The organism is Pseudomonas edaphica, from assembly GCF_965277385.1.
Lineage (GTDB): Bacteria > Pseudomonadota > Gammaproteobacteria > Pseudomonadales > Pseudomonadaceae > Aquipseudomonas > Aquipseudomonas edaphica.
The window spans coordinates 5,787,756-5,805,380 of the sequence record NZ_OZ255725.1 but is presented as its reverse complement, the minus strand read 5'-3'; the positions used below and the strand labels follow the sequence as shown (position 1 = coordinate 5,805,380).

17 protein-coding genes are annotated in these 17,625 nt (G+C 62.1%); 7 read left to right on the top strand and 10 right to left on the bottom strand.

Annotated features, from left to right (window positions below):
- Positions 1–9: 9 nt before the first annotated feature.
- The 10 genes from ACQY47_RS26495 to ACQY47_RS26450 form a co-directional block, all read right to left on the bottom strand.
- Entirely contained in the window at positions 10–777 is a 768-nt protein-coding gene (locus tag ACQY47_RS26495; RefSeq protein WP_428553248.1) for an ABC transporter ATP-binding protein, read from the bottom strand.
- Positions 778–780: 3 nt separating this feature from the next.
- Positions 781–2,121, bottom strand: a complete 1,341-nt coding sequence (locus tag ACQY47_RS26490; protein WP_428553245.1) for an ABC transporter substrate-binding protein — start codon at positions 2,119–2,121, stop codon at positions 781–783.
- Between the two features lie 17 nt (positions 2,122–2,138).
- On the bottom strand, positions 2,139–3,188 hold the full coding sequence (locus tag ACQY47_RS26485; RefSeq protein ID WP_099550531.1) for a branched-chain amino acid ABC transporter permease: 1,050 nt from the start codon (positions 3,186–3,188) through the stop codon (positions 2,139–2,141).
- 4 nt (positions 3,189–3,192) lie between these two features.
- Positions 3,193–4,074, bottom strand: a complete 882-nt coding sequence (locus ACQY47_RS26480) for a branched-chain amino acid ABC transporter permease (protein WP_017137547.1) — start codon at positions 4,072–4,074, stop codon at positions 3,193–3,195.
- Positions 4,074–4,844, bottom strand: coding sequence for an ABC transporter ATP-binding protein (locus tag ACQY47_RS26475; protein WP_177035094.1), 771 nt, complete (start codon positions 4,842–4,844; stop codon positions 4,074–4,076). Before ACQY47_RS26475 ends, ACQY47_RS26480 begins: the two co-directional genes overlap by 1 nt.
- Entirely contained in the window at positions 4,841–5,752 is a 912-nt protein-coding gene (locus ACQY47_RS26470) for an AMP-binding protein (protein WP_017137545.1), read from the bottom strand. The genes ACQY47_RS26475 and ACQY47_RS26470 overlap by 4 nt, the downstream gene beginning before the upstream one ends.
- 815 nt (positions 5,753–6,567) lie before the next feature.
- Positions 6,568–7,947 carry an LLM class flavin-dependent oxidoreductase gene (locus ACQY47_RS26465; RefSeq protein WP_099550535.1) on the bottom strand — a complete coding sequence of 460 codons (1,380 nt, stop codon included), beginning with the start codon at positions 7,945–7,947 and terminating at the stop codon, positions 6,568–6,570.
- On the bottom strand, positions 7,947–8,273 hold the full coding sequence (locus ACQY47_RS26460) for an acyl-CoA dehydrogenase (RefSeq protein ID WP_428553241.1): 327 nt from the start codon (positions 8,271–8,273) through the stop codon (positions 7,947–7,949). The genes ACQY47_RS26465 and ACQY47_RS26460 overlap by 1 nt, the downstream gene beginning before the upstream one ends.
- 12 nt (positions 8,274–8,285) lie before the next feature.
- Positions 8,286–9,482, bottom strand: a complete 1,197-nt coding sequence (locus tag ACQY47_RS26455) for an SfnB family sulfur acquisition oxidoreductase (protein ID WP_428553238.1) — start codon at positions 9,480–9,482, stop codon at positions 8,286–8,288.
- Positions 9,483–9,636: 154 nt separating this feature from the next.
- On the bottom strand, positions 9,637–10,200 hold the full coding sequence (locus ACQY47_RS26450; RefSeq protein WP_099550538.1) for a helix-turn-helix domain-containing protein: 564 nt from the start codon (positions 10,198–10,200) through the stop codon (positions 9,637–9,639).
- Between the two features lie 92 nt (positions 10,201–10,292).
- Between ACQY47_RS26450 and ACQY47_RS26445 the strand changes: the two genes are divergently transcribed.
- The 7 genes from ACQY47_RS26445 (at position 10,293) to ACQY47_RS26415 (ending at position 17,531) form a co-directional block, all read left to right on the top strand.
- A complete protein-coding gene (locus ACQY47_RS26445) occupies positions 10,293–11,219 on the top strand; it encodes a DMT family transporter (protein ID WP_017137541.1) in 927 nt (308 codons plus the stop codon).
- A 272-nt stretch (positions 11,220–11,491) separates the two neighbouring features.
- Positions 11,492–14,413, top strand: a complete 2,922-nt coding sequence (locus ACQY47_RS26440) for a monovalent cation/H+ antiporter subunit A (RefSeq protein WP_428553234.1) — start codon at positions 11,492–11,494, stop codon at positions 14,411–14,413.
- On the top strand, positions 14,413–14,757 hold the full coding sequence (locus tag ACQY47_RS26435) for a Na+/H+ antiporter subunit C (protein ID WP_003192163.1): 345 nt from the start codon (positions 14,413–14,415) through the stop codon (positions 14,755–14,757). Before ACQY47_RS26440 ends, ACQY47_RS26435 begins: the two co-directional genes overlap by 1 nt.
- Positions 14,754–16,436 carry a monovalent cation/H+ antiporter subunit D gene (locus ACQY47_RS26430; RefSeq protein WP_017137539.1) on the top strand — a complete coding sequence of 561 codons (1,683 nt, stop codon included), beginning with the start codon at positions 14,754–14,756 and terminating at the stop codon, positions 16,434–16,436. Before ACQY47_RS26435 ends, ACQY47_RS26430 begins: the two co-directional genes overlap by 4 nt.
- Entirely contained in the window at positions 16,433–16,921 is a 489-nt protein-coding gene (locus ACQY47_RS26425) for a Na+/H+ antiporter subunit E (RefSeq protein ID WP_099550542.1), read from the top strand. Before ACQY47_RS26430 ends, ACQY47_RS26425 begins: the two co-directional genes overlap by 4 nt.
- The gene (locus ACQY47_RS26420; RefSeq protein ID WP_017137537.1) at positions 16,918–17,196 is read left to right on the top strand and encodes a K+/H+ antiporter subunit F; all 279 of its coding nucleotides are present in this window, start codon (positions 16,918–16,920) and stop codon (positions 17,194–17,196) included. Before ACQY47_RS26425 ends, ACQY47_RS26420 begins: the two co-directional genes overlap by 4 nt.
- Positions 17,193–17,531 (top strand): Na+/H+ antiporter subunit G, encoded by a 339-nt coding sequence (locus ACQY47_RS26415; RefSeq protein WP_017137536.1) that lies wholly within the window; start codon positions 17,193–17,195, stop codon positions 17,529–17,531. Before ACQY47_RS26420 ends, ACQY47_RS26415 begins: the two co-directional genes overlap by 4 nt.
- Positions 17,532–17,625: the final 94 nt, after the last annotated feature.

Sequence of the window (17,625 nt, the reverse complement as noted above, 5' to 3'; positions counted from 1 at the left end):
CATTCGCCCTTACTGTTTGCCCAGATAAATATCATGCAAATCACCCCGCACCAGCAGTTCAGCCGCACTGCCGCTCAAAACCACGCGCCCAGTATCCAGCACATAGCCGTGGGAGGCATAGTTGAGCGCGACATTGATGTTCTGCTCGGCGATCAGGAAGCTCACCTGTTGCTCGCGGTTAAGCTGGGCGATGATTGCGAAAATCTCCTGCACGATCATCGGCGCCAAGCCCATGGAAGGCTCGTCGAGCAAGACTAAAGTCGGCCGAGTCATCAACGCGCGGCCAATGGCGACCATTTGCTGCTCGCCGCCGGAGGTCAGCCCGGCGCGGGTGTGGCGCTTGGTCTTGAGCCGTGGGAACCAGGCGTAGATACGCTCCAGGTCGTGCTCCATGTCTTGGCGGCTCAGGCGCCGCACAAAGCCGCCGCTGCGCAGGTTGTCTTCCACGCTCAGTTGGCCGAACACATGGCGGCCTTCCAATACGTGGACCATGCCCTGGCGCACCCGTTGGCTGGGGTCGATGCCGGCCAGGTCGCGGCCGGCATACTCGATCACGCCACGGCTGACTTCGGCGCGCTCGGCGCGTACCAGCCCCGAAATGGCCTTGAGCGTGGTGCTTTTGCCGGCGCCGTTGGCACCCAGCAACGCCACGATGGCGCCCTTGGGCACGTGCAGCGAGACCCCGGCCACCGCCAGTATGGCGCCGTCGTAGATCACTTCGATGTCATTGACGTTTAACAGTGACGGGCTCGCAGGTTCAGCGGCGGGCTGGCTCATGGCTTATTCATCCCCGGTGCAGGTACGCGGCGTCAGGCCTTTTTCCTTGGCGAACGCGGCGGACTTTTCATCGATCAGCGGGCGCAGCAGTGCACGGTCGGCGGCGATCCAGTCGCTGATCAGCGTCCAGTTGGCGCCATCCCACTGCTGCACACGCGCCGAGCCGCCGCCTTCGTGGTCGCGGCACGACAGCTTGAGGTTCTGCATCAGGCCCAGATAGCCCATGTCTTTAAGGCGCGTGTCATCGATATTCAGATGCTCCAGGCCCCAACGGCCTTCTTCGCCATTGAGTGGGCGCTTGCCGAACTTGGCCTGGGCGGTACGGATCGCTTCCACCGCCACGGCGGCATTCACCAGGCCGGAGTTGTAGTAGACGCTGCCGAAGTTTTTCAGGTCCTTGAGGTCGCTGTGGCCTTTGTCGAGGATGGACTGTTTGAGGCGTTTATGGATCTCGAAATCGACGCCTGCCGGGTAAGGCGTGAGCGCCAGGTAACCTTTGGCGGCGGCGCCCGCGGGCAACACGTCTTCGCTGGAACTGGCCCAGATATCGCCAATGATGTGGTCAACCGGGAAGCCAAAGCGCGCAGCGGTCTTCACCGCCACCGGCGTGGACACGCCCCAGGTGCGCAAAAACACCCAGTCCGGGTTGGCTTGGCGCACCTGACGCCATTGCGCTGATTGCTCGTTGCCCGGGTCGGCCACCGGGATCTGAATGTTTTCAAAGCCGTACTTCTCAGCCAGCAACTTTAACGGGCCGAGGGTTTCGCGGCCGTAAGCCGAATCGTGATAGACCGTGGCGATCTTCTTGCCCTTGAGTTTGTCGAAGCCGCCTTCGCGCTGGGCAATGTAATTCACCAGCGTGGACGCTTCGCTGTAGAACGTCAGCATCACCGGGAAGTTATACGGAAACACCGTGCCGTCGGTGGCTTCGGTGCGGCCATAACCGAGGGTAATCAACGGGATCTTGTCGACTTCCGCGCGCTCGCTCAGCGCATACGCCGCCGGTGCGCCGTTAGGCTGGTAGACCGCGACCGGCGCGCCATCCAGGCCATTCTTGAAGCGCTCGTAGCACTCGATGCCCTTCTCCGCCGTCCATTCGGTCTCGCATTCCTGCCACACCAGTTTGACGCCGTTGATACCGCCTTCGACCTCATTGATATAACGCAGGTAGTCGATCATCCCGGCCCACACCTGCACGCCGCTGGAGGCATAGGCGCCGACGCGGTAGGTGGCCAGTGGGATAAATTGCTGGTCGGGCGAGGCGATTGCCTGGGGCACAGCACCGGCCAAAGCTGCCAACGCAAAAGCAGCGCCGACAAGGGAACGTTTCAAGGATGTACGCATAGGAGTTCTCATCAAGGTCAGAAACGCAGCGGCCATTGCCGCAGACGGTCACGCAGGTTGTGCAAGAGGCGAATCAAGCCTTCGGGTTCCTTGATCAGGAACACGATGATCAACACGCCAAAGATGATTTTCTGCAGGTTCTGCAACTGCCCCGCATCCACCGAGCCACCGAACAGCGCCTGCCCGGCGTGGCTGAGAAAAATCGGCAGCAAACTGATAAATGCCGCACCGACAAAGTTGCCGGCAATGCTGCCCATGCCGCCGATAATGATGATGAACAGGATCTGGAACGAGCGGTTGATATCAAAACTGCTGGCGCTGGCCGTGCCCAGGTAGGCGAAGGCCCACAACGCGCCGGCGATGCCTAAGTAGAACGAGCTGACCGCGAAGGCCAGGCGTTTGTAGCGCACCACCGGGATGCCGACCACAGCGGCGGCGGTGTCCATGTCGCGGATTGCCATCCAGTTACGCCCTACCTGGCTGCGCACCAGGTTGATGGCAGTCCAGGTCAACAGCAGCACCGTGACCAACGTCAGCCAGTAACGGCCCAGCGGCGTATTGAGGTCATGGCCGAACAGCGAAAGCTTCGGCGCGGAAATGGTCCCGGAGGAACCGTAGTTGTAGAACCAGGGGAATTTGACGAACAGCCACTCCAAAAAGAACTGCGCCGCCAGCGTGGTGACCATCAAGTAGAAGCCTTTGATCCGCGAGCTGGGCAAACCAAACAGCAGCCCAACCAGCGCGCTGATCACCCCACCGCCGAGCAGCGCCACCGGCAGGCCCAGCTCGGGCAGACGCAGCAGAAAACCGTAGGTGGCAAACGCGCCAACGGCCATGAAACCCGCCGCGCCCACTGAGGTTTGCCCGGTATAGCCGGTGAGCAGATTCAGGCCCAGTCCGGCCAGCGACAGCACCAGAAACGGGATCAGGATCGCATTGAGCCAATAGTCATTGCCCCACAGCGGCACCCCGATAAAGGCCACGGCCAATAAGCCGATCAGGCCCCAGGGCAAACGCCGCTGAATCAGTAATAACGGCGCGGTTTCTTGAACAACGGGTATCGACATGGTTTCAGACTCGCTCGATGGCGCGCTCGCCGAACAGGCCGGCGGGACGGATATACAGGAAGGCCAGGGCCAATACATAAGCGAACCACGGCGTGATACCGCCACCGATCAGGGGGCCGACATACACCTCGGCGAGGTTCTCCGCCGCGCCGACAATCAGCCCGCCGACAATCGCCCCGCCAATCGAGGTAAAGCCGCCGATGATCAACACCGGCAAGGCCTTGAGCACCACCAGCGAAAGGGAAAACTGTACGCCCTGGCGTGCGCCCCACAGCAACCCCGCCACCAACCCGACAATGCCGGCCACGGCCCAGACGATCTGCCAGATACGGTTGAGGTTGATGCCGATGGACAGCGCCGCCGTGGTGTCATCCGCCACGGCGCGCAACGACACACCGATGCGAGTCTTGTTGAACAGCAACGCCAGCACGGTTACCAGCACCACGGCAGCCGCCGCGGCGATCAAATCAAACTGGCTGAGCATCAGCGGCCCGACAAACAGCGGCACGTCGTCGATGCCCAAGTCCAGCGCACGCACCTGCGAGCCCATCAGCCCTTGGGCCAGGCCTTCGATGATGAACGAAAGGCCCAAGGTGGCCATAAACAGGGTGATCTGCGAGCGGTTTACCAACGGCCGCAACACCAGTCGCTCGATGAGCAAGGCGCCGATGATCATCACGATTACCGTCAGCAGCAACGCCAGGGCAAAGGGCACGCCCTGGTCATGCAGGCTGACAAAGGTCAGCGCGGCAAACAGCAGCATCGAGCCCTGGGCGAAATTGAACACGCCGCTGGCCTTGTAGATCAGCACGAAACCGATGGCGACCAGCGAGTACATGGTGCCGGCGAGCAGGCCGCCGAGCAGGGTTTCAAAGAAGAACGTCATCAGTGTGCGACTCCCAGGTACGCCGCGATCACCTCGGGGTCGGCCTGCACCTGCGCAGGTGTGCCGTCGCCGACTTTGCGTCCGTAGTCGAGCACCACCACATGGTCGGACAGGCCCATCACCACGCCGATGTCGTGTTCGATCAACACCACGGTGGTGCCGAGGTCGCGGTTGACGTCGGCGACAAAGCGCGCCATTTCCTGTTTTTCCTCGGCGTTCATCCCGGCCATGGGCTCGTCCAGCAGCAACAGGCTGGGGCTGGCGATCAGCGCGCGGCCCAGCTCTACGCGCTTTTGCAAGCCGTAGGAGAGGTTGCCCACCAGCACATCGCGGTGCGCTTGCAGTTCGAGAAACTCGAGGATGCCTTGGCCGCGCAGGCGAAAGGCTTCGGCCTCACGGCGGGCGCGGGGCAAGCCCAGGGCTTGCTCGATAAAGCTGGTACGCATATGCCGCGACAGGCCGGTAAGGATGTTGTCGAGCACGCTCATTTTCTTGAACAGTGCGTTGTTCTGAAAAGTACGCCCGATACCTCGACGCGCCGCACCCAAAGGGTCGATGCGGTGCAAGTGTTGTTGCTCAAACACAATCTCACCGGCATCGAAGCGGTACACGCCGTTAAGCACATTGAGCAGCGAACTTTTACCGGCGCCGTTGGGGCCGATCAGCGCACAGATTTCGCCGCGCTGCACCTCAAAGGACAAGGCATTGATGGCCTTGACGCCTTTGAACGACAGCGAGATCTCGCGCACCTGGAGAATGGTCTGGCTCATGCGATGTCCCGTTTGAATTCAGCCAGCCATGCTGGATCGCGGCTGGTTTTTTGCGCGCTGGCTGGCTGCCAGATATAGGTCAACCGTTGGAAGCCCAGCAGCCTGCGTACACGATTTTTCAACAGGCGCCGCAGGCCACTTTGCGGGTGAGCGATGGCCCACTCACACACGCGTCGGCGCCAGGTGCCGTGGGGCGCCAGGCGGCTTTCGATATCGTCGGCCAGGTGCTGTAAACGCTCGGGGGACAGCAGCAGGCCGGTCGGCGCGACCTCACCGCGATCACGTCGGGCCGAGGCCGGGCTTTCCGGAAAAGCCAGGCCGTGGCCGCTGTTCAACCATTGCTCCAGGACTACCGCCAGGCCGCCTTGCCAGTGGGTGCCCTCCTCGCTCCACAACACGGTTTCACCGCTCGGTTGCCACCAGCGCTGCAGGTGTTGCGCCGGGTCTGCCGGGCCGAGCAATTGGGTGAAATCCAACAGATTGGCGGACTGCCAGTGCCGCACCTGCTGCCGCCCCTGGGCATACGAATGGCTGGGGTGAATGCGCCATAGCTGTTGGTACAGGGCTTCTGGCTCCAGGTCATCGGCCAGGGTCAGCACCTGCCCGCCGGCAGACTGCGCGGCCAGCGCCAACAGCAGCAGGTCAGGCTCGAACGTGCCGCTTAAGGCCAAGCGTGATTGCGCGCTGAAACCTTGCTGGCGCAAACCATCGGCCAGGCGCTCGACGTCGCGCAACACGTCGATCCAGCGCCAGGCATACCACTGCCCCTGGCGCTTGTGACGCAGGGCGATGTGCAGCGGGGTGAGCTGCGCCCAGTGCTGCAAATGCTCCAGGGCTTTGGGCAGGTTGCCGAGCAGTTCGGCAGGCCATTCCAGCGCCTGCGGACGTTTGAGTTCGTGCACGCTCATAGGGGTAACGCTCCTATTCAAGTAGTGTGCGTGCGGTGGTCCGCTGGCCAGGTCAGGTGGTTCAACAGCGATCAACTGTGGCAAGCCAGCTCCCACATGGACCGAGGTGCTTCAGTTAGATTGCGCTGGTTTTGAGGTCGCGGTAGCCCGCTGGCCTAGTCAGGTGGATCAACACCAATCAACTGTGGGAGCTGGCTTGCCTGCAATGGCGGCGTGTCAGCTGGCTCATTTCTGGCTGACCCACCGCTATCGCAGGCAAGCCAGCTCCCACATTGACCGAGGTGCTTCAGTTAGATTGCAGTGGCTTTGAGGTCGCGGTGGTCCGCTGGCCTAGTCAGGTGGATCAACACCAATCAACTGTGGGAGCTGGCTTGCCTGCGATGGCGGCGTGTCAGCTGGCTCATTTCTGGCTGACCCACCGCTATCGCAGGCAAGCCAGCTCCCACATGGACCGAGGTGCTTCAGTTAGATTGCGCTGGCTTTGAGGTCGCGGTAGCCCGCTGGCCTAGTCAGGTGGATCAACACCAATCAACTGTGGGAGCTGGCTTGCCTGCGATGGCGGCGTGTCAGCTGGCTCATTTCTGGCTGACCCACCGCTTTCGCAGGCAAGCCAGCTCCCACATGGACCGAGGTGCTTCAGTTAGATTGCGCTGGCTTTGAGGTCGCGGTAGCCCGCTGGCCTAGTCAGGTGGATCAACACCAATCAACTGTGGGAGCTGGCTTGCCTGCGATGGCGGCGTGTCAGCTGGCTCATTTCTGGCTGACCCACCGCTATCGCAGGCAAGCCAGCTCCCACATGGACCGAGGTGCTTCAGTTAGATTGCAGTGGCTTTGAGGTCGCGGTAGCTTGCACCCGGATGGTTTGGGGCCAGCCGCGCACCGTCGCCGAATAGCTTTTCGCGCAGGGTGCCCTGGGCGTACTCGGTCTTGTATACGCCGCGCTTTTGCAACTCCGGCACGAGCAGGTCCACGGCGTCGATGAAGGTTTCATGGGTCAGCGCGTAGGCCAGGTTAAAACCGTCCACGTCGGTCTCTTCGACCCACTCCTGCAACAGGTCGGCCACGGTTTCCGGGCCGCCCACGAACAACGGGCCAAAGCCGCCGATGCCAACCCAGTCGGCCAGTTCATTCGGCGTCCAGACCTTGTTCGGGTCCGCCGTGGAGAAGGCTTCCACCGCCGATTGAATCGCGTTGGTGTGTACATGCTTGAGCGGTTCATCGGGCTTGAACTGGCTGAAGTCGATGCCGGTCCAGCCGGAGATCAGCGCCATTGCGCCCTCGTAGCTGACGTAGGATTTGTATTCGTCAAACTTGGCTTTGGCCTTGGCATCGGTCTCGCCGACGATCACCGTTTGCAAGTTGAAGATCAGGATTTTCTTCGGATCTCGCCCGGCCTCAGCGGCTCGGCGGCGGATGTCGGCCACGGTTTTTTTCAGCAGCACCTTGGACGGTGCAGCCACGAACACGCACTCGGCCTGTTCGGCGGCAAACTGCTTGCCACGGCTGGAGGCCCCGGCCTGGTACAGCACCGGCGTGCGTTGCGGCGACGGTTCGCAAAGGTGAATGCCGGGCACCTGGAAGTGTTTGCCGACGTGGCGGATCTCGTGGATTTTGCTCGGGTCGCTGAAAATACGACGCTCGCGATCACGCAGCACGGCGCCCTCTTCCCAACTGCCTTCCCAGAGTTTGTAGCAAACCTCCAGGTATTCCTCGGCATAGTCGTAGCGCGCATCGTGTTCGGTCTGGGCTTTCTGACCGAGGTTTTTGGCGCCGCTTTCCAGGTAGGACGTGACGATGTTCCAGCCGACACGCCCTTTGGTCAGGTGGTCGAGGGTCGAGAGCCTGCGGGCGAACGGATACGGATGTTCAAATGACAAAGAAGCGGTCAGGCCAAACCCCAGGTGTTCGGTGACCAACGCCATCGGCGCAATCAGCGACAGCGGGTCGTTGACCGGCACTTGTGCGGCCTGGCGAATCGCCGCGTCGCCGTTGCCGTTGTACACGTCGTAGATGCCCAGCACGTCGGCGATAAACAGGCCGTCGAACTTGCCACGCTCAAGAATTTTGGCGAGGTCCGTCCAGTACTCCAGGTCCTTGTACTGCCACGAGCGGTCACGCGGGTGCGCCCACAAGCCGGGAGATTGATGGCCGACACAGTTCATGTCGAAGGCATTCAAGCGGATTTCACGGGACATCAAAGCACTCCGTTGAGGTGGTAGTTGCCGACGATCTGGTATTTGCGCCGCAGTGGGTCGTCGAGGGTCGACGCCAGCGCGGTGCGTTGGCCGGTGAGTTCAAATTCGGCATTACTGGCGGCAATCAGGGCTTCAGCGGCGGCGATTTGCGCTTCGGTCAACGCCACCGGGCTTGGGTGGGTTTCAGCGCGTTCAAACAAGGCGGCGGCTACGTCGACGCGGCTCTGCAAATCGCCAAAGCGGCTGATCACGTAAGGGTCATCGCTGGTCTGCACATAGCGCCGAGTACTTTCCAGCAGTTGACGCGCTTGATTCAGGGCGGTCATGAATAAATATCCTCAGTTCCAGGCGTGGCGCGCAGGCTTCACGCCGTTGAGCACGAAGTTGCCGATCAGGTGGTATTTCCAGCGGGCCGGGTCATGCAGGGTGTGGGTGCGTGCGTTGCGCCAGAAGCGGTCGAGGTTGTGCTTGCCGGTGACCGAGCGGGTGCCGGCCAGTTCGAAGAGTTTGCTGCTGGCGAGCAAGGCGGTTTCGGCCGACAGCACTTTGGCCTGGGCGACCACCAGCGAGGCGTTGGCGACTGTGTCTTCGTTGGGCTCGGCCAGGGCCAGGTCGACAGCCTTGCCGGCCCTGGCAAGGATCGCTTCGGTGCCGTGCACGCGCCATTGCAGATCGCCAATGGCCGCGATGGTGAACGGGTCTTGCCAGCCGTGATCCTGCTGGCTGTCGATCCATGGGCGCGCCTGGCGGGCGTAGATTTTTGCCTGTTCGAGGGCACCCAGGGCGATGCCGGTGTCGACGGCAGCCTGGATAATCTGCGAGATCGGGCCGTTGGCGGTGGGCTGGTCGAAGGCTTGGTGCGCAGGAATGATCGCGCTAAGGGGCACGCTGACGCCGTCGAGGGTCACGCCGCCACTGGCGGTGGTACGCTGGCCGAAGCCGTCCCAGCTATCAATCACGGTTAGGCCCGGCGCATCGCGTTCGACAAAGGCAATAAACGCCTGGCCGTTCTCGTTGTTGCCGACCGTGGGCACGAGGTGGGCAAACAGCGCGCCGGTGCAGTAGAACTTCTCGCCATTGATAGAGGCCGTGTCGCCGTCAAAACGAATCTGAGTGTCGAAGGTGCCGGCGTTTTTGCTCTTGGCTTCAGAAAAGGCATTACCGAAACGATAGCCGGCCAGGACCTTGCCGAAATAGTGACGCTTTTGTTCCTCGCTGGCGGTTTGCAGCAGGATGTCCACCACGCCCAGGTGGTTTTGCGGGATTTGCCCCAACGACGGGTCGGCGGCGGAGATCAACTTGATCACCTCGGCCACCGTTACATAAGACACCTCGGCGCCGCCGTAGGCCTTGGGAACAGTGATGCCCCACAAGCCGCTGGCAGAAAACTCATCAAGCTCGGCCACTGGCAGGCGTCGCTCGCGGTCGCGCACACTGGCGTCGACGGCAAAGCGCGCGGCCAGCCGCGTGGCGACCTCAATGGCTTCGGCATCCGAGCGGATGATATGGGCAGGTTGTTGAGGGTGGGCTGACATGGGCCGACTCCAGGCTCCGATGGGATAACGGAGCAATTGCAGGAGTCGTGCCTGAATTTAATCGTCAGAAAAATCAGGCGGTTGCTGGCTTTAAGAGGCTGTTGAGCGCGTTTCAAACCAACAAAGTGTGCATCCACTGTTGCCGGGCCAACAGTTAGATCACCACGTTACGCACAAACCGCACGGCCACGTCGCCGTCATTGCGATAGCCGTGCACGTTGCGGCTGGCGAACATGTAGAACTCACCGGCCGCCACGTGTTTTTGTTCCTCGCCCACCAGCAAGGTCAGGCAGCCTTCGAACACGAACAGCTGCACGCTCCAGCCGTCCGGATCGGGGTCGGGGCTGTAGCGATCACCCGGTTCCAGGTGCATCTCCCACAACTCGACTTCACGCCGCGCCGTGGCCTTGGCCAGCAACACGGCTTTACTGCCGGGGATATCGCCGGCCCAGGCCAGCTCGTTGATGCGGCTGTGATCACCGGCATCCGGGGCCTGGATAAGGTCGCTGAAGGCCACGTCCAAGGCTTCGGCGACGCGGTCCAGCGTGGACAGGCTGACATTCTTCTCGCCCGCTTCAATGGCCACCAGCATGCGCCGGCTGACCCCGGACTTTTCCGAGAGTGCGGTCTGGCTCAGATCCGCAGCATGGCGCAGCCGGCGGACGTTCTGGCTGACGTGTTGCAGGACCGAAGCCCGTTGAGGATTTTCTTTGTGCACTATATTGCTCAATAGGTGGGTGTGCGCAGTATACTGCCCAGCGTGCGGCGCATTGTGCGGTCCGTGCCTTTCCCTTGCAAGACCGAGCCGCCATGACTGCCCCGAACGCCGCCCCACGTTTCAACCGTTTCAGCAAAGCCGAATGCATCCTGGTGGTTATCACCATGATCTGGGGCGGCACGTTTTTGCTCGTGCAACACGCCATGACCGTCAGCGGGCCGATGTTTTTCGTGGGCCTGCGGTTTGCGGCGGCGGCGATTGTGGTGGGGTTCTTTTCGTTGCGCACGTTGCGTGGCCTGACCTTGTTCGAGTTGAAAGCCGGCGCATTCATCGGCACCTCGATCATGTTCGGCTACGGCATGCAGACCATTGGCCTGCAGACCATTCCAAGCAGCCAGTCGGCGTTCATTACAGCGCTTTATGTACCTTGCGTACCGCTGTTGCAGTGGCTGGTGCTGGGGCGTCGCCCAGGCCTGATGCCGAGCATTGGCATCATGTTGGCGTTTACCGGGTTGATGCTGCTTACAGGCCCGACGGGTGCCTCTCTGAACTTCAGCCCCGGTGAAATTGCCACACTGATCTGCGCAATCGCGGTGGCCGCCGAAATTATCCTCATTGGCGCCTATGCCGGGCAGGTGGATGTGCGGCGAGTGACCGTGGTGCAACTGGCCACGGCCTCGTTGCTGTCGTTCCTGATGGTGGTGCCGATGGGCGAGGCGCTGCCGGGCTTCTCCTGGTTACTGTTGTTCAGTGCAGTGGGCCTGGGTTTGACCAGTGCGGTGATTCAGGTGGCGATGAACTGGGCGCAGCAGAGTGTTTCGCCAACCCGTGCCACGTTGATCTATGCCGGCGAACCGGTATGGGCCGGCGTGATCGGGCGGATTGCCGGAGAGCGTTTTCCGCCGATTGCGATGGTCGGTGCGGCGTTGATTGTGGCGGCGGTGATTGTGAGTGAGATGAAAACACGCAATCAGCGAGAAGCTGAAAAATCAATCGAACTGGAACAGGAAGCCCCCTGACCCGTCAGGTCCGATCGTTCCCACGCTCTGCGTGGGCATGCATCCTGTGACGCTGCGCGTCACTCTTGCGCAAGGCTCACGGCTGCATAGGCAGTTTGGACGCGGAGCGTCCGGGGTGGCATTCCCACGCAGAGCGTGGGAACGATCCGGTTCGAAACAATGCCAAACGGGAGGTTTCGGCCTACCTTGTAGGATCCTGCCACATCTTGCCGTTTGGTGATCGAGAAAGCGGCACGTATGATGCATCCCAAACTCCCGCAGATTAGAAGCCTATGTCCCTGATAGTTCTACTGCTTCTGCCTTTTATCGGCAGCTGTCTGGCGGCCTTGCTGCCGCATAATGCACGTAACACCGAATCACTGTTGGCCGGCCTTGTGGCCCTGGTCGGCACCATTCAAGTCGCTTTGCTCTACCCTCAGATCGCCCACGGTGGCGTGATCCGCGAAGAATTCATGTGGTTGCCCAGCCTCGGGCTCAACTTCGTGCTGCGCATGGACGGGTTTGCCTGGTTGTTCTCGATGCTGGTGCTGGGCATCGGCACACTGGTGGCGCTGTATGCGCGCTATTACATGTCGCCGGATGACCCGGTGCCGCGCTTCTTTGCGTTTTTCCTGGCGTTTATGGGCGCCATGCTCGGGCTGGTGATCTCCGGCAACCTGATCCAGATCGTGTTCTTCTGGGAACTGACCAGCCTCTTCTCGTTCCTGCTGATCGGCTATTGGCACCACCGCGCCGATGCCAGGCGCGGCGCCTATATGGCGCTGATGGTCACCGGCGCCGGCGGCTTGTGCCTGCTGGCAGGTGTGATGCTGCTGGGGCATATCGTCGGCAGCTATGACCTGGACCTGGTGCTGGCGGCGGGCGATCAGATTCGCGCGCATTCGCTGTACCCGGTGATGCTCGCGTTGGTGCTGATCGGCGCCTTGAGCAAGAGCGCGCAGTTCCCTTTCCACTTCTGGCTGCCCCACGCCATGGCGGCACCCACGCCGGTTTCGGCCTACCTGCACTCGGCGACGATGGTGAAGGCCGGCGTGTTCCTGCTGGCCCGCCTGTGGCCGTCGCTGTCCGGCAGCGAAGAATGGTTCTGGATCGTCGGCGGTGCCGGCGCACTCACCCTCCTCCTCGGCGCTTACTGCGCCATGTTTCAGAATGATCTCAAAGGCCTGCTGGCCTATTCCACCATCAGCCACCTCGGGCTGATCACCCTGCTGCTGGGCCTCAACAGCCCGCTGGCCGCCGTCGCTGCGGTGTTCCATATCCTCAACCACGCCACGTTCAAGGCCTCGCTGTTCATGGCCGCCGGCATCATCGACCACGAAAGCGGCACGCGGGATATCCGCAAGCTCAGTGGCCTGGTGCGGCTGATCCCGTTTACTGCGACCCTGGCGATGGTGGCCAGTGCGTCCATGGCCGGCGTGCCGTTGCTCAATGGTTTCCTGTCCAAAGAGATGTTCTTCGCCGAAACGGTATTTATCTCGGCGACAAAGTGGGTAGAAATCGCCCTGCCGGTGATCGCGACCATCGCCGGTACGTTCAGCGTTGCCTATGCCCTGCGCTTTACCGTCGACGTGTTCTTCGGCCCGCCCGCGACCGACCTGCCCCACACACCCCACGAGCCACCGCGCTGGATGCGCGCGCCGGTCGAGCTGCTGGTGTTTACCTGCCTGCTGGTGGGCATCTTCCCGGCCCAGGTGGTCGGTTCGATCCTCGCCGCCGCCGCACTGCCGGTGGTCGGCGGGGTACTGCCCGAATACAGCCTGGCCATCTGGCACGGCTGGAACGCGCCGATGATCATGAGCCTGGTGGCCATGTCCGGCGGCATCGTGCTGTACCTGCTGCTGCGCAAACAGCTCAAGCGTGGCCGTTTCAAATACCCGCCGATCATCAGTTACTTCAACGGCAAGCGCATGTTCGAGCGCAGCCTGGTGGTAATGATGCGCGGCGTGCGCCGTATCGAAAAACGCATCAGCACCAAACGCCTGCAAACCCAATTGTTCCTGCTGGTGCTGGCAGCGGTGGTTGCCGGGTTGATCCCGATGCTCAACAGCGGCCTCAGTTGGGGCGACCGGCCGAAGATCCCCGGCTCCATCGTGTTCGTGACCCTGTGGTTGCTGGCCATCGCCTGTGCGCTGGGCGCCGCCTGGCAAGCCAAGTACCACCGGCTGGCAGCCCTGACCATGGTCAGTGTGTGCGGCATGGTCACCTGCGTGACCTTCGTGTGGTTCTCGGCGCCGGACCTGGCCCTGACGCAACTGGTGGTCGAAGTGGTCACCACCGTGCTGATTTTGCTGGGCCTGCGCTGGTTGCCACGACGGATCGAAGAAGTCTCGCCACTGCCGAGCTCGTTGCGCAAGGCGCGCATCCGTCGCCTGCGCGACTTCCTGCTGTCCAGCGTGGTGGGTGGCGGCATGGCGCTGCTCTCCTACGCAATGCTGACCCGCCAGACGCCCAACGATATCTCCTCGTTTTACCTGAGCCGCGCGCTGCCCGAAGGCGGCGGCAGCAATGTGGTGAACGTGATGCTGGTGGACTTCCGGGGCTTTGATACCTTGGGCGAAATCACCGTGCTCGGCGCCGTGGCGCTGACCGTCTACGCCCTGCTGCGCCGCTTCCGTCCGTCCAAGGAAAGCATGGAGTTGCCGCCACAACAGCGCCAATTGGCGCCAGACGTGGCCACCGATCTGGTCAACCCGCGCCAGGCCAGCGATACCGCCCTGGGCTTTATGATGGTGCCGGCGGTACTGGTGCGCCTGCTGCTGCCGATTGCGCTGGTGGTGTCGTTCTACCTGTTCATGCGCGGCCACAACCAGCCGGGCGGCGGTTTCGTCGCGGGGTTGGTGATGTCGGTGGCGTTTATCCTGCAATACATGGTCGCCGGCACCCAATGGGTCGAAGCGCAGATGAGCCTGCGGCCCATGCGCTGGATGGGTTTCGGCCTGCTTTCGGCCACCTTGACCGGGCTCGGCGCGCTGTTCGTCGGTTACCCGTTCCTCACCACCCACACCTGGCACTTCAGCCTGCCGCTGCTGGGCGACATCCACATTGCCAGCGCGTTGTTCTTCGACGTTGGCGTGTACGCCATGGTCGTCGGCTCCACGCTGTTGATGCTCACCGCCCTCGGTCACCAGTCGGTGCGAGCGCATAAACCGAGCAACCAGCCCAAGGCCGTTGCCGTAACCGAAGGAGCCGCCTGATGGAAGAAGTCATCGCAATTGCCATTGGAGTGCTGGCGGCCTCCGGCGTCTGGCTGATCCTGCGCCCACGGACGTTCCAGGTCGTCATGGGCCTGTGCCTGCTGTCGTATGGAGTCAACCTGTTCATTTTCAGCATGGGCAGCCTGTTCATCGGTAAAGAGCCGATCATCAAGGACGGCGTGCCGCAAGACCTGCTCAACTACACCGATCCGCTGCCCCAGGCCCTGGTACTCACGGCCATCGTGATCAGCTTCGCCATGACGGCCTTGTTTCTGGTGGTGCTGCTGGCCTCCCGTGGGCTGACCGGCACTGACCATGTGGACGGTCGGGAGCCAAAGGAATGACGTGGATGAATCAAATGATCGTCGCGCCGATCCTGCTGCCGTTGCTGACCGCCGCGCTGATGCTGATGCTCGGCGAAAAACGCCGCCCGTTGAAAGCCAGGATCAACCTGTTCTCCAGCATCATCGGCCTGGGTGTCGCCATTTTGCTGCTGTACTGGACGCAACAAGGCGGCCCCGGCTCGATTGGCGTGTACCTGCCGGGCAACTGGCAAGTGCCCTTCGGCATTGTGCTGGTGGTCGACCAACTGTCGGCGATGATGCTGGTGCTCACCGGCATTATCGGTGTAAGCGCGCTGCTGTTCGCCATGGCCCGCTGGGACCGCGCCGGCACCAGTTTCCATGCGCTGTTCCAGATCCAGCTGATGGGTTTGTACGGGGCATTCCTGACGGCGGACCTGTTCAACCTGTTCGTGTTCTTCGAGGTGCTGCTGGCGGCGTCCTACGGCTTGATGCTGCACGGCTCCGGCCGCGCGCGGGTGTCGTCGGGGCTGCATTACATTGCGATAAACCTGTTGGCGTCGTCGCTGTTCCTGATTGGCGCGGCGATGATTTACGGGGTCACCGGCACGCTGAACTTTGCTGACCTGGCGCTGAAAATCCCGCTGGTACCGCAAGCCGATCGCGGCCTGTTGCATGCTGGCGCGGCGATCCTCGCCACTGCATTCCTGGCCAAGGCCGGCATGTGGCCACTGAACTTCTGGCTGGCACCCGCCTACTCCTCGGCCAGCGCACCGGTGGCGGCGATGTTTGCGATCATGACCAAGGTCGGCGTGTACACCGTGCTGCGTCTGTGGACCTTGCTGTTCTCCGGGCAAGCCGGTGCATCGGCGCTGTTTGGCGGCGACTGGCTGGTGTACGGCGGCATGGCGACCATCGTCTGCGCGGCGCTGGCCATGGTGGCTGCGCAGCGCCTGGAGCGGATGGCCAGCCTGAGCATCCTGGTGTCGGCCGGGATCCTGCTGTCGTCGGTGGGCTTTGCCCAGCCAAGCCTGACCGCCGGGGCGCTGTTCTATCTGGTCAGCTCGACCCTGGCGCTGAGCGCGCTGTTCCTGCTGGCCGAGCTGATCGAGCGTTCGCGCTCGGCCAATGATCTGCCGCTGGATGAAGAAATCGACGCGCTGCCCAAAGCCATGGAGTCGTTGCACCCACGCCCCGGCGTCAACCTGGACGACGAGCAGAAAGCCGTGGTCGGCCAGGTGATCCCCTGGACCATGGCCTTCCTGGGCTTGAGCTTTATCGCCTGCGCACTGTTGATTATCGGCATGCCGCCGTTGTCCGGGTTTATCGGCAAGCTCAGCCTGTTGAGCGCGCTGGTCAACCCAATGGGCCTGGGTAACGCAGTGGATGAGCCGATCCGCCCGGCGGCCTGGGGTTTAGTGGCGCTGTTGATCTTGTCGGGCCTGGCTTCGCTGATCGCCTTCGCCCGCCTGGGCATCCAGCGCTTCTGGACACCGGAGGAGCGCCCATCGCCGCTGCTGCGCCGCTACGAGTGTGTGCCGATCTTCTTCCTGCTGGGCCTGAGCATTCTCCTGACCTTCAAGGCCGAACCGCTGATGCGCTACACCCAGGCCACGGCCGAGAGCCTGAATAACCCGGAGCATTACGTGATGGCGGTGATGGCCACGCGCCCGGTGCTGAGCCCCGAGTCCAGAGCCGCCGCCCTGGAGGTGCAGCCATGAAGCGCCTGTTCCCTGCCCCGTGGCTATCGCTGGCATTGTGGGTGCTGTGGCTGGTGTTGAACCTGTCGGTCAGCCCCGGCAACCTGTTGCTGGGCGCGGTGCTGGGCTTTCTCGCGCCGCTGCTGATGGCGCCGCTGCGCCCGCTGCCGGTGCGCATTCGTCGCCCCGGCATCATCATTCGCTTGTTCTTCGTGGTGGGTCGCGACGTGATCGTGTCCAACCTGCACGTGGCCTGGGGCGTACTGACGTGCGGATCCCGCCCGCCGCGTTCACGTTTTATCAAAATCCCGCTCGACCTGCGTGACCCCAACGGCCTGGCCGTCCTGTCGATGATCACCAGCGTGACGCCTGGCACAGTGTGGTCGGAACTGGCCCTGGACCGCAGCATCCTGCTGCTGCACGTGTTCGACCTGGACGATGAAGCACCGTTTATCGAGCACTTCAAACGCGCCTACGAGCGGCCCCTGATGGAGATCTTCGAATGAGCCCCCTGCTCTCCAATGCAATCCTGGTCAGCCTGTTCCTGTTCTCGCTGGCGATGGTGCTGACGCTGGTGCGCCTGTTCAAAGGCCCGTCCGCGCAAGACCGGGTTCTGGCGCTGGACTACCTGTACATCCTGGCGATGCTGATGATGCTGGTGCTCGGCATTCGTTATGCCAGTGACACCTACTTTGAAGCGGCGCTGCTGATTGCGCTGTTTGGCTTTGTCGGGTCGTTCGCCCTGGCGAAATTCCTGCTGCGTGGCGAGGTGATTGAATGATGCCGTTATGGGTTGAAGTGATCGTGGCCGTGTTGCTGGTGCTCAGCAGCCTGTTTGCGCTGATTGGCGCGATCGGGTTGTTGCGCATGAAGGACTTCTTCCAGCGCATGCACCCACCGGCACTGGCCTCCACACTGGGCGCGTGGTGCGTGGCGCTGGCGTCGATTATCTACTTTTCGGTGCTCAAGTCCGGGCCGGTGCTGCACGGTTGGTTGATTCCGATTTTGTTGGCGATCACGGTGCCTGTTACCACACTGCTGTTGGCGCGCACGGCGCTGTTTCGCAAGCGCATGGCCGGTGATGATGTGCCTGCCGAGGTCAGCAGCCGCCGCTGATTGATTAAGCGAATACGATCAAACTGTGGGAGCTGGCTTGCCTGCGATAGCGGTGTATCAGTCAATGTTGCTGTGACTGATAGGCCCCCATCGC

Bases quoted from the DNA above. Each gene is read 5' to 3' on its own strand.
- ACQY47_RS26495 (WP_428553248.1), bottom strand. From the start codon at position 777: ATGAGCCAGCCCGCCGCTGAACCTGCGAGCCCGTCACTGTTAAACGTC.
- ACQY47_RS26490 (WP_428553245.1), bottom strand. From the start codon at position 2,121: ATGCGTACATCCTTGAAACGTTCCCTTGTCGGCGCTGCTTTTGCGTTG.
- ACQY47_RS26485 (WP_099550531.1), bottom strand. From the start codon at position 3,188: ATGTCGATACCCGTTGTTCAAGAAACCGCGCCGTTATTACTGATTCAG.
- ACQY47_RS26480 (WP_017137547.1), bottom strand. From the start codon at position 4,074: ATGACGTTCTTCTTTGAAACCCTGCTCGGCGGCCTGCTCGCCGGCACC.
- ACQY47_RS26475 (WP_177035094.1), bottom strand. From the start codon at position 4,844: ATGAGCCAGACCATTCTCCAGGTGCGCGAGATCTCGCTGTCGTTCAAA.
- ACQY47_RS26470 (WP_017137545.1), bottom strand. From the start codon at position 5,752: ATGAGCGTGCACGAACTCAAACGTCCGCAGGCGCTGGAATGGCCTGCC.
- ACQY47_RS26465 (WP_099550535.1), bottom strand. From the start codon at position 7,947: ATGTCCCGTGAAATCCGCTTGAATGCCTTCGACATGAACTGTGTCGGC.
- ACQY47_RS26460 (WP_428553241.1), bottom strand. From the start codon at position 8,273: ATGACCGCCCTGAATCAAGCGCGTCAACTGCTGGAAAGTACTCGGCGC.
- ACQY47_RS26455 (WP_428553238.1), bottom strand. From the start codon at position 9,482: ATGTCAGCCCACCCTCAACAACCTGCCCATATCATCCGCTCGGATGCC.
- ACQY47_RS26445 (WP_017137541.1), top strand. From the start codon at position 10,293: ATGACTGCCCCGAACGCCGCCCCACGTTTCAACCGTTTCAGCAAAGCC.
- ACQY47_RS26440 (WP_428553234.1), top strand. From the start codon at position 11,492: ATGTCCCTGATAGTTCTACTGCTTCTGCCTTTTATCGGCAGCTGTCTG.
- ACQY47_RS26435 (WP_003192163.1), top strand. From the start codon at position 14,413: ATGGAAGAAGTCATCGCAATTGCCATTGGAGTGCTGGCGGCCTCCGGC.
- ACQY47_RS26430 (WP_017137539.1), top strand. From the start codon at position 14,754: ATGACGTGGATGAATCAAATGATCGTCGCGCCGATCCTGCTGCCGTTG.
- ACQY47_RS26425 (WP_099550542.1), top strand. From the start codon at position 16,433: ATGAAGCGCCTGTTCCCTGCCCCGTGGCTATCGCTGGCATTGTGGGTG.
- ACQY47_RS26420 (WP_017137537.1), top strand. From the start codon at position 16,918: ATGAGCCCCCTGCTCTCCAATGCAATCCTGGTCAGCCTGTTCCTGTTC.
- ACQY47_RS26415 (WP_017137536.1), top strand. From the start codon at position 17,193: ATGATGCCGTTATGGGTTGAAGTGATCGTGGCCGTGTTGCTGGTGCTC.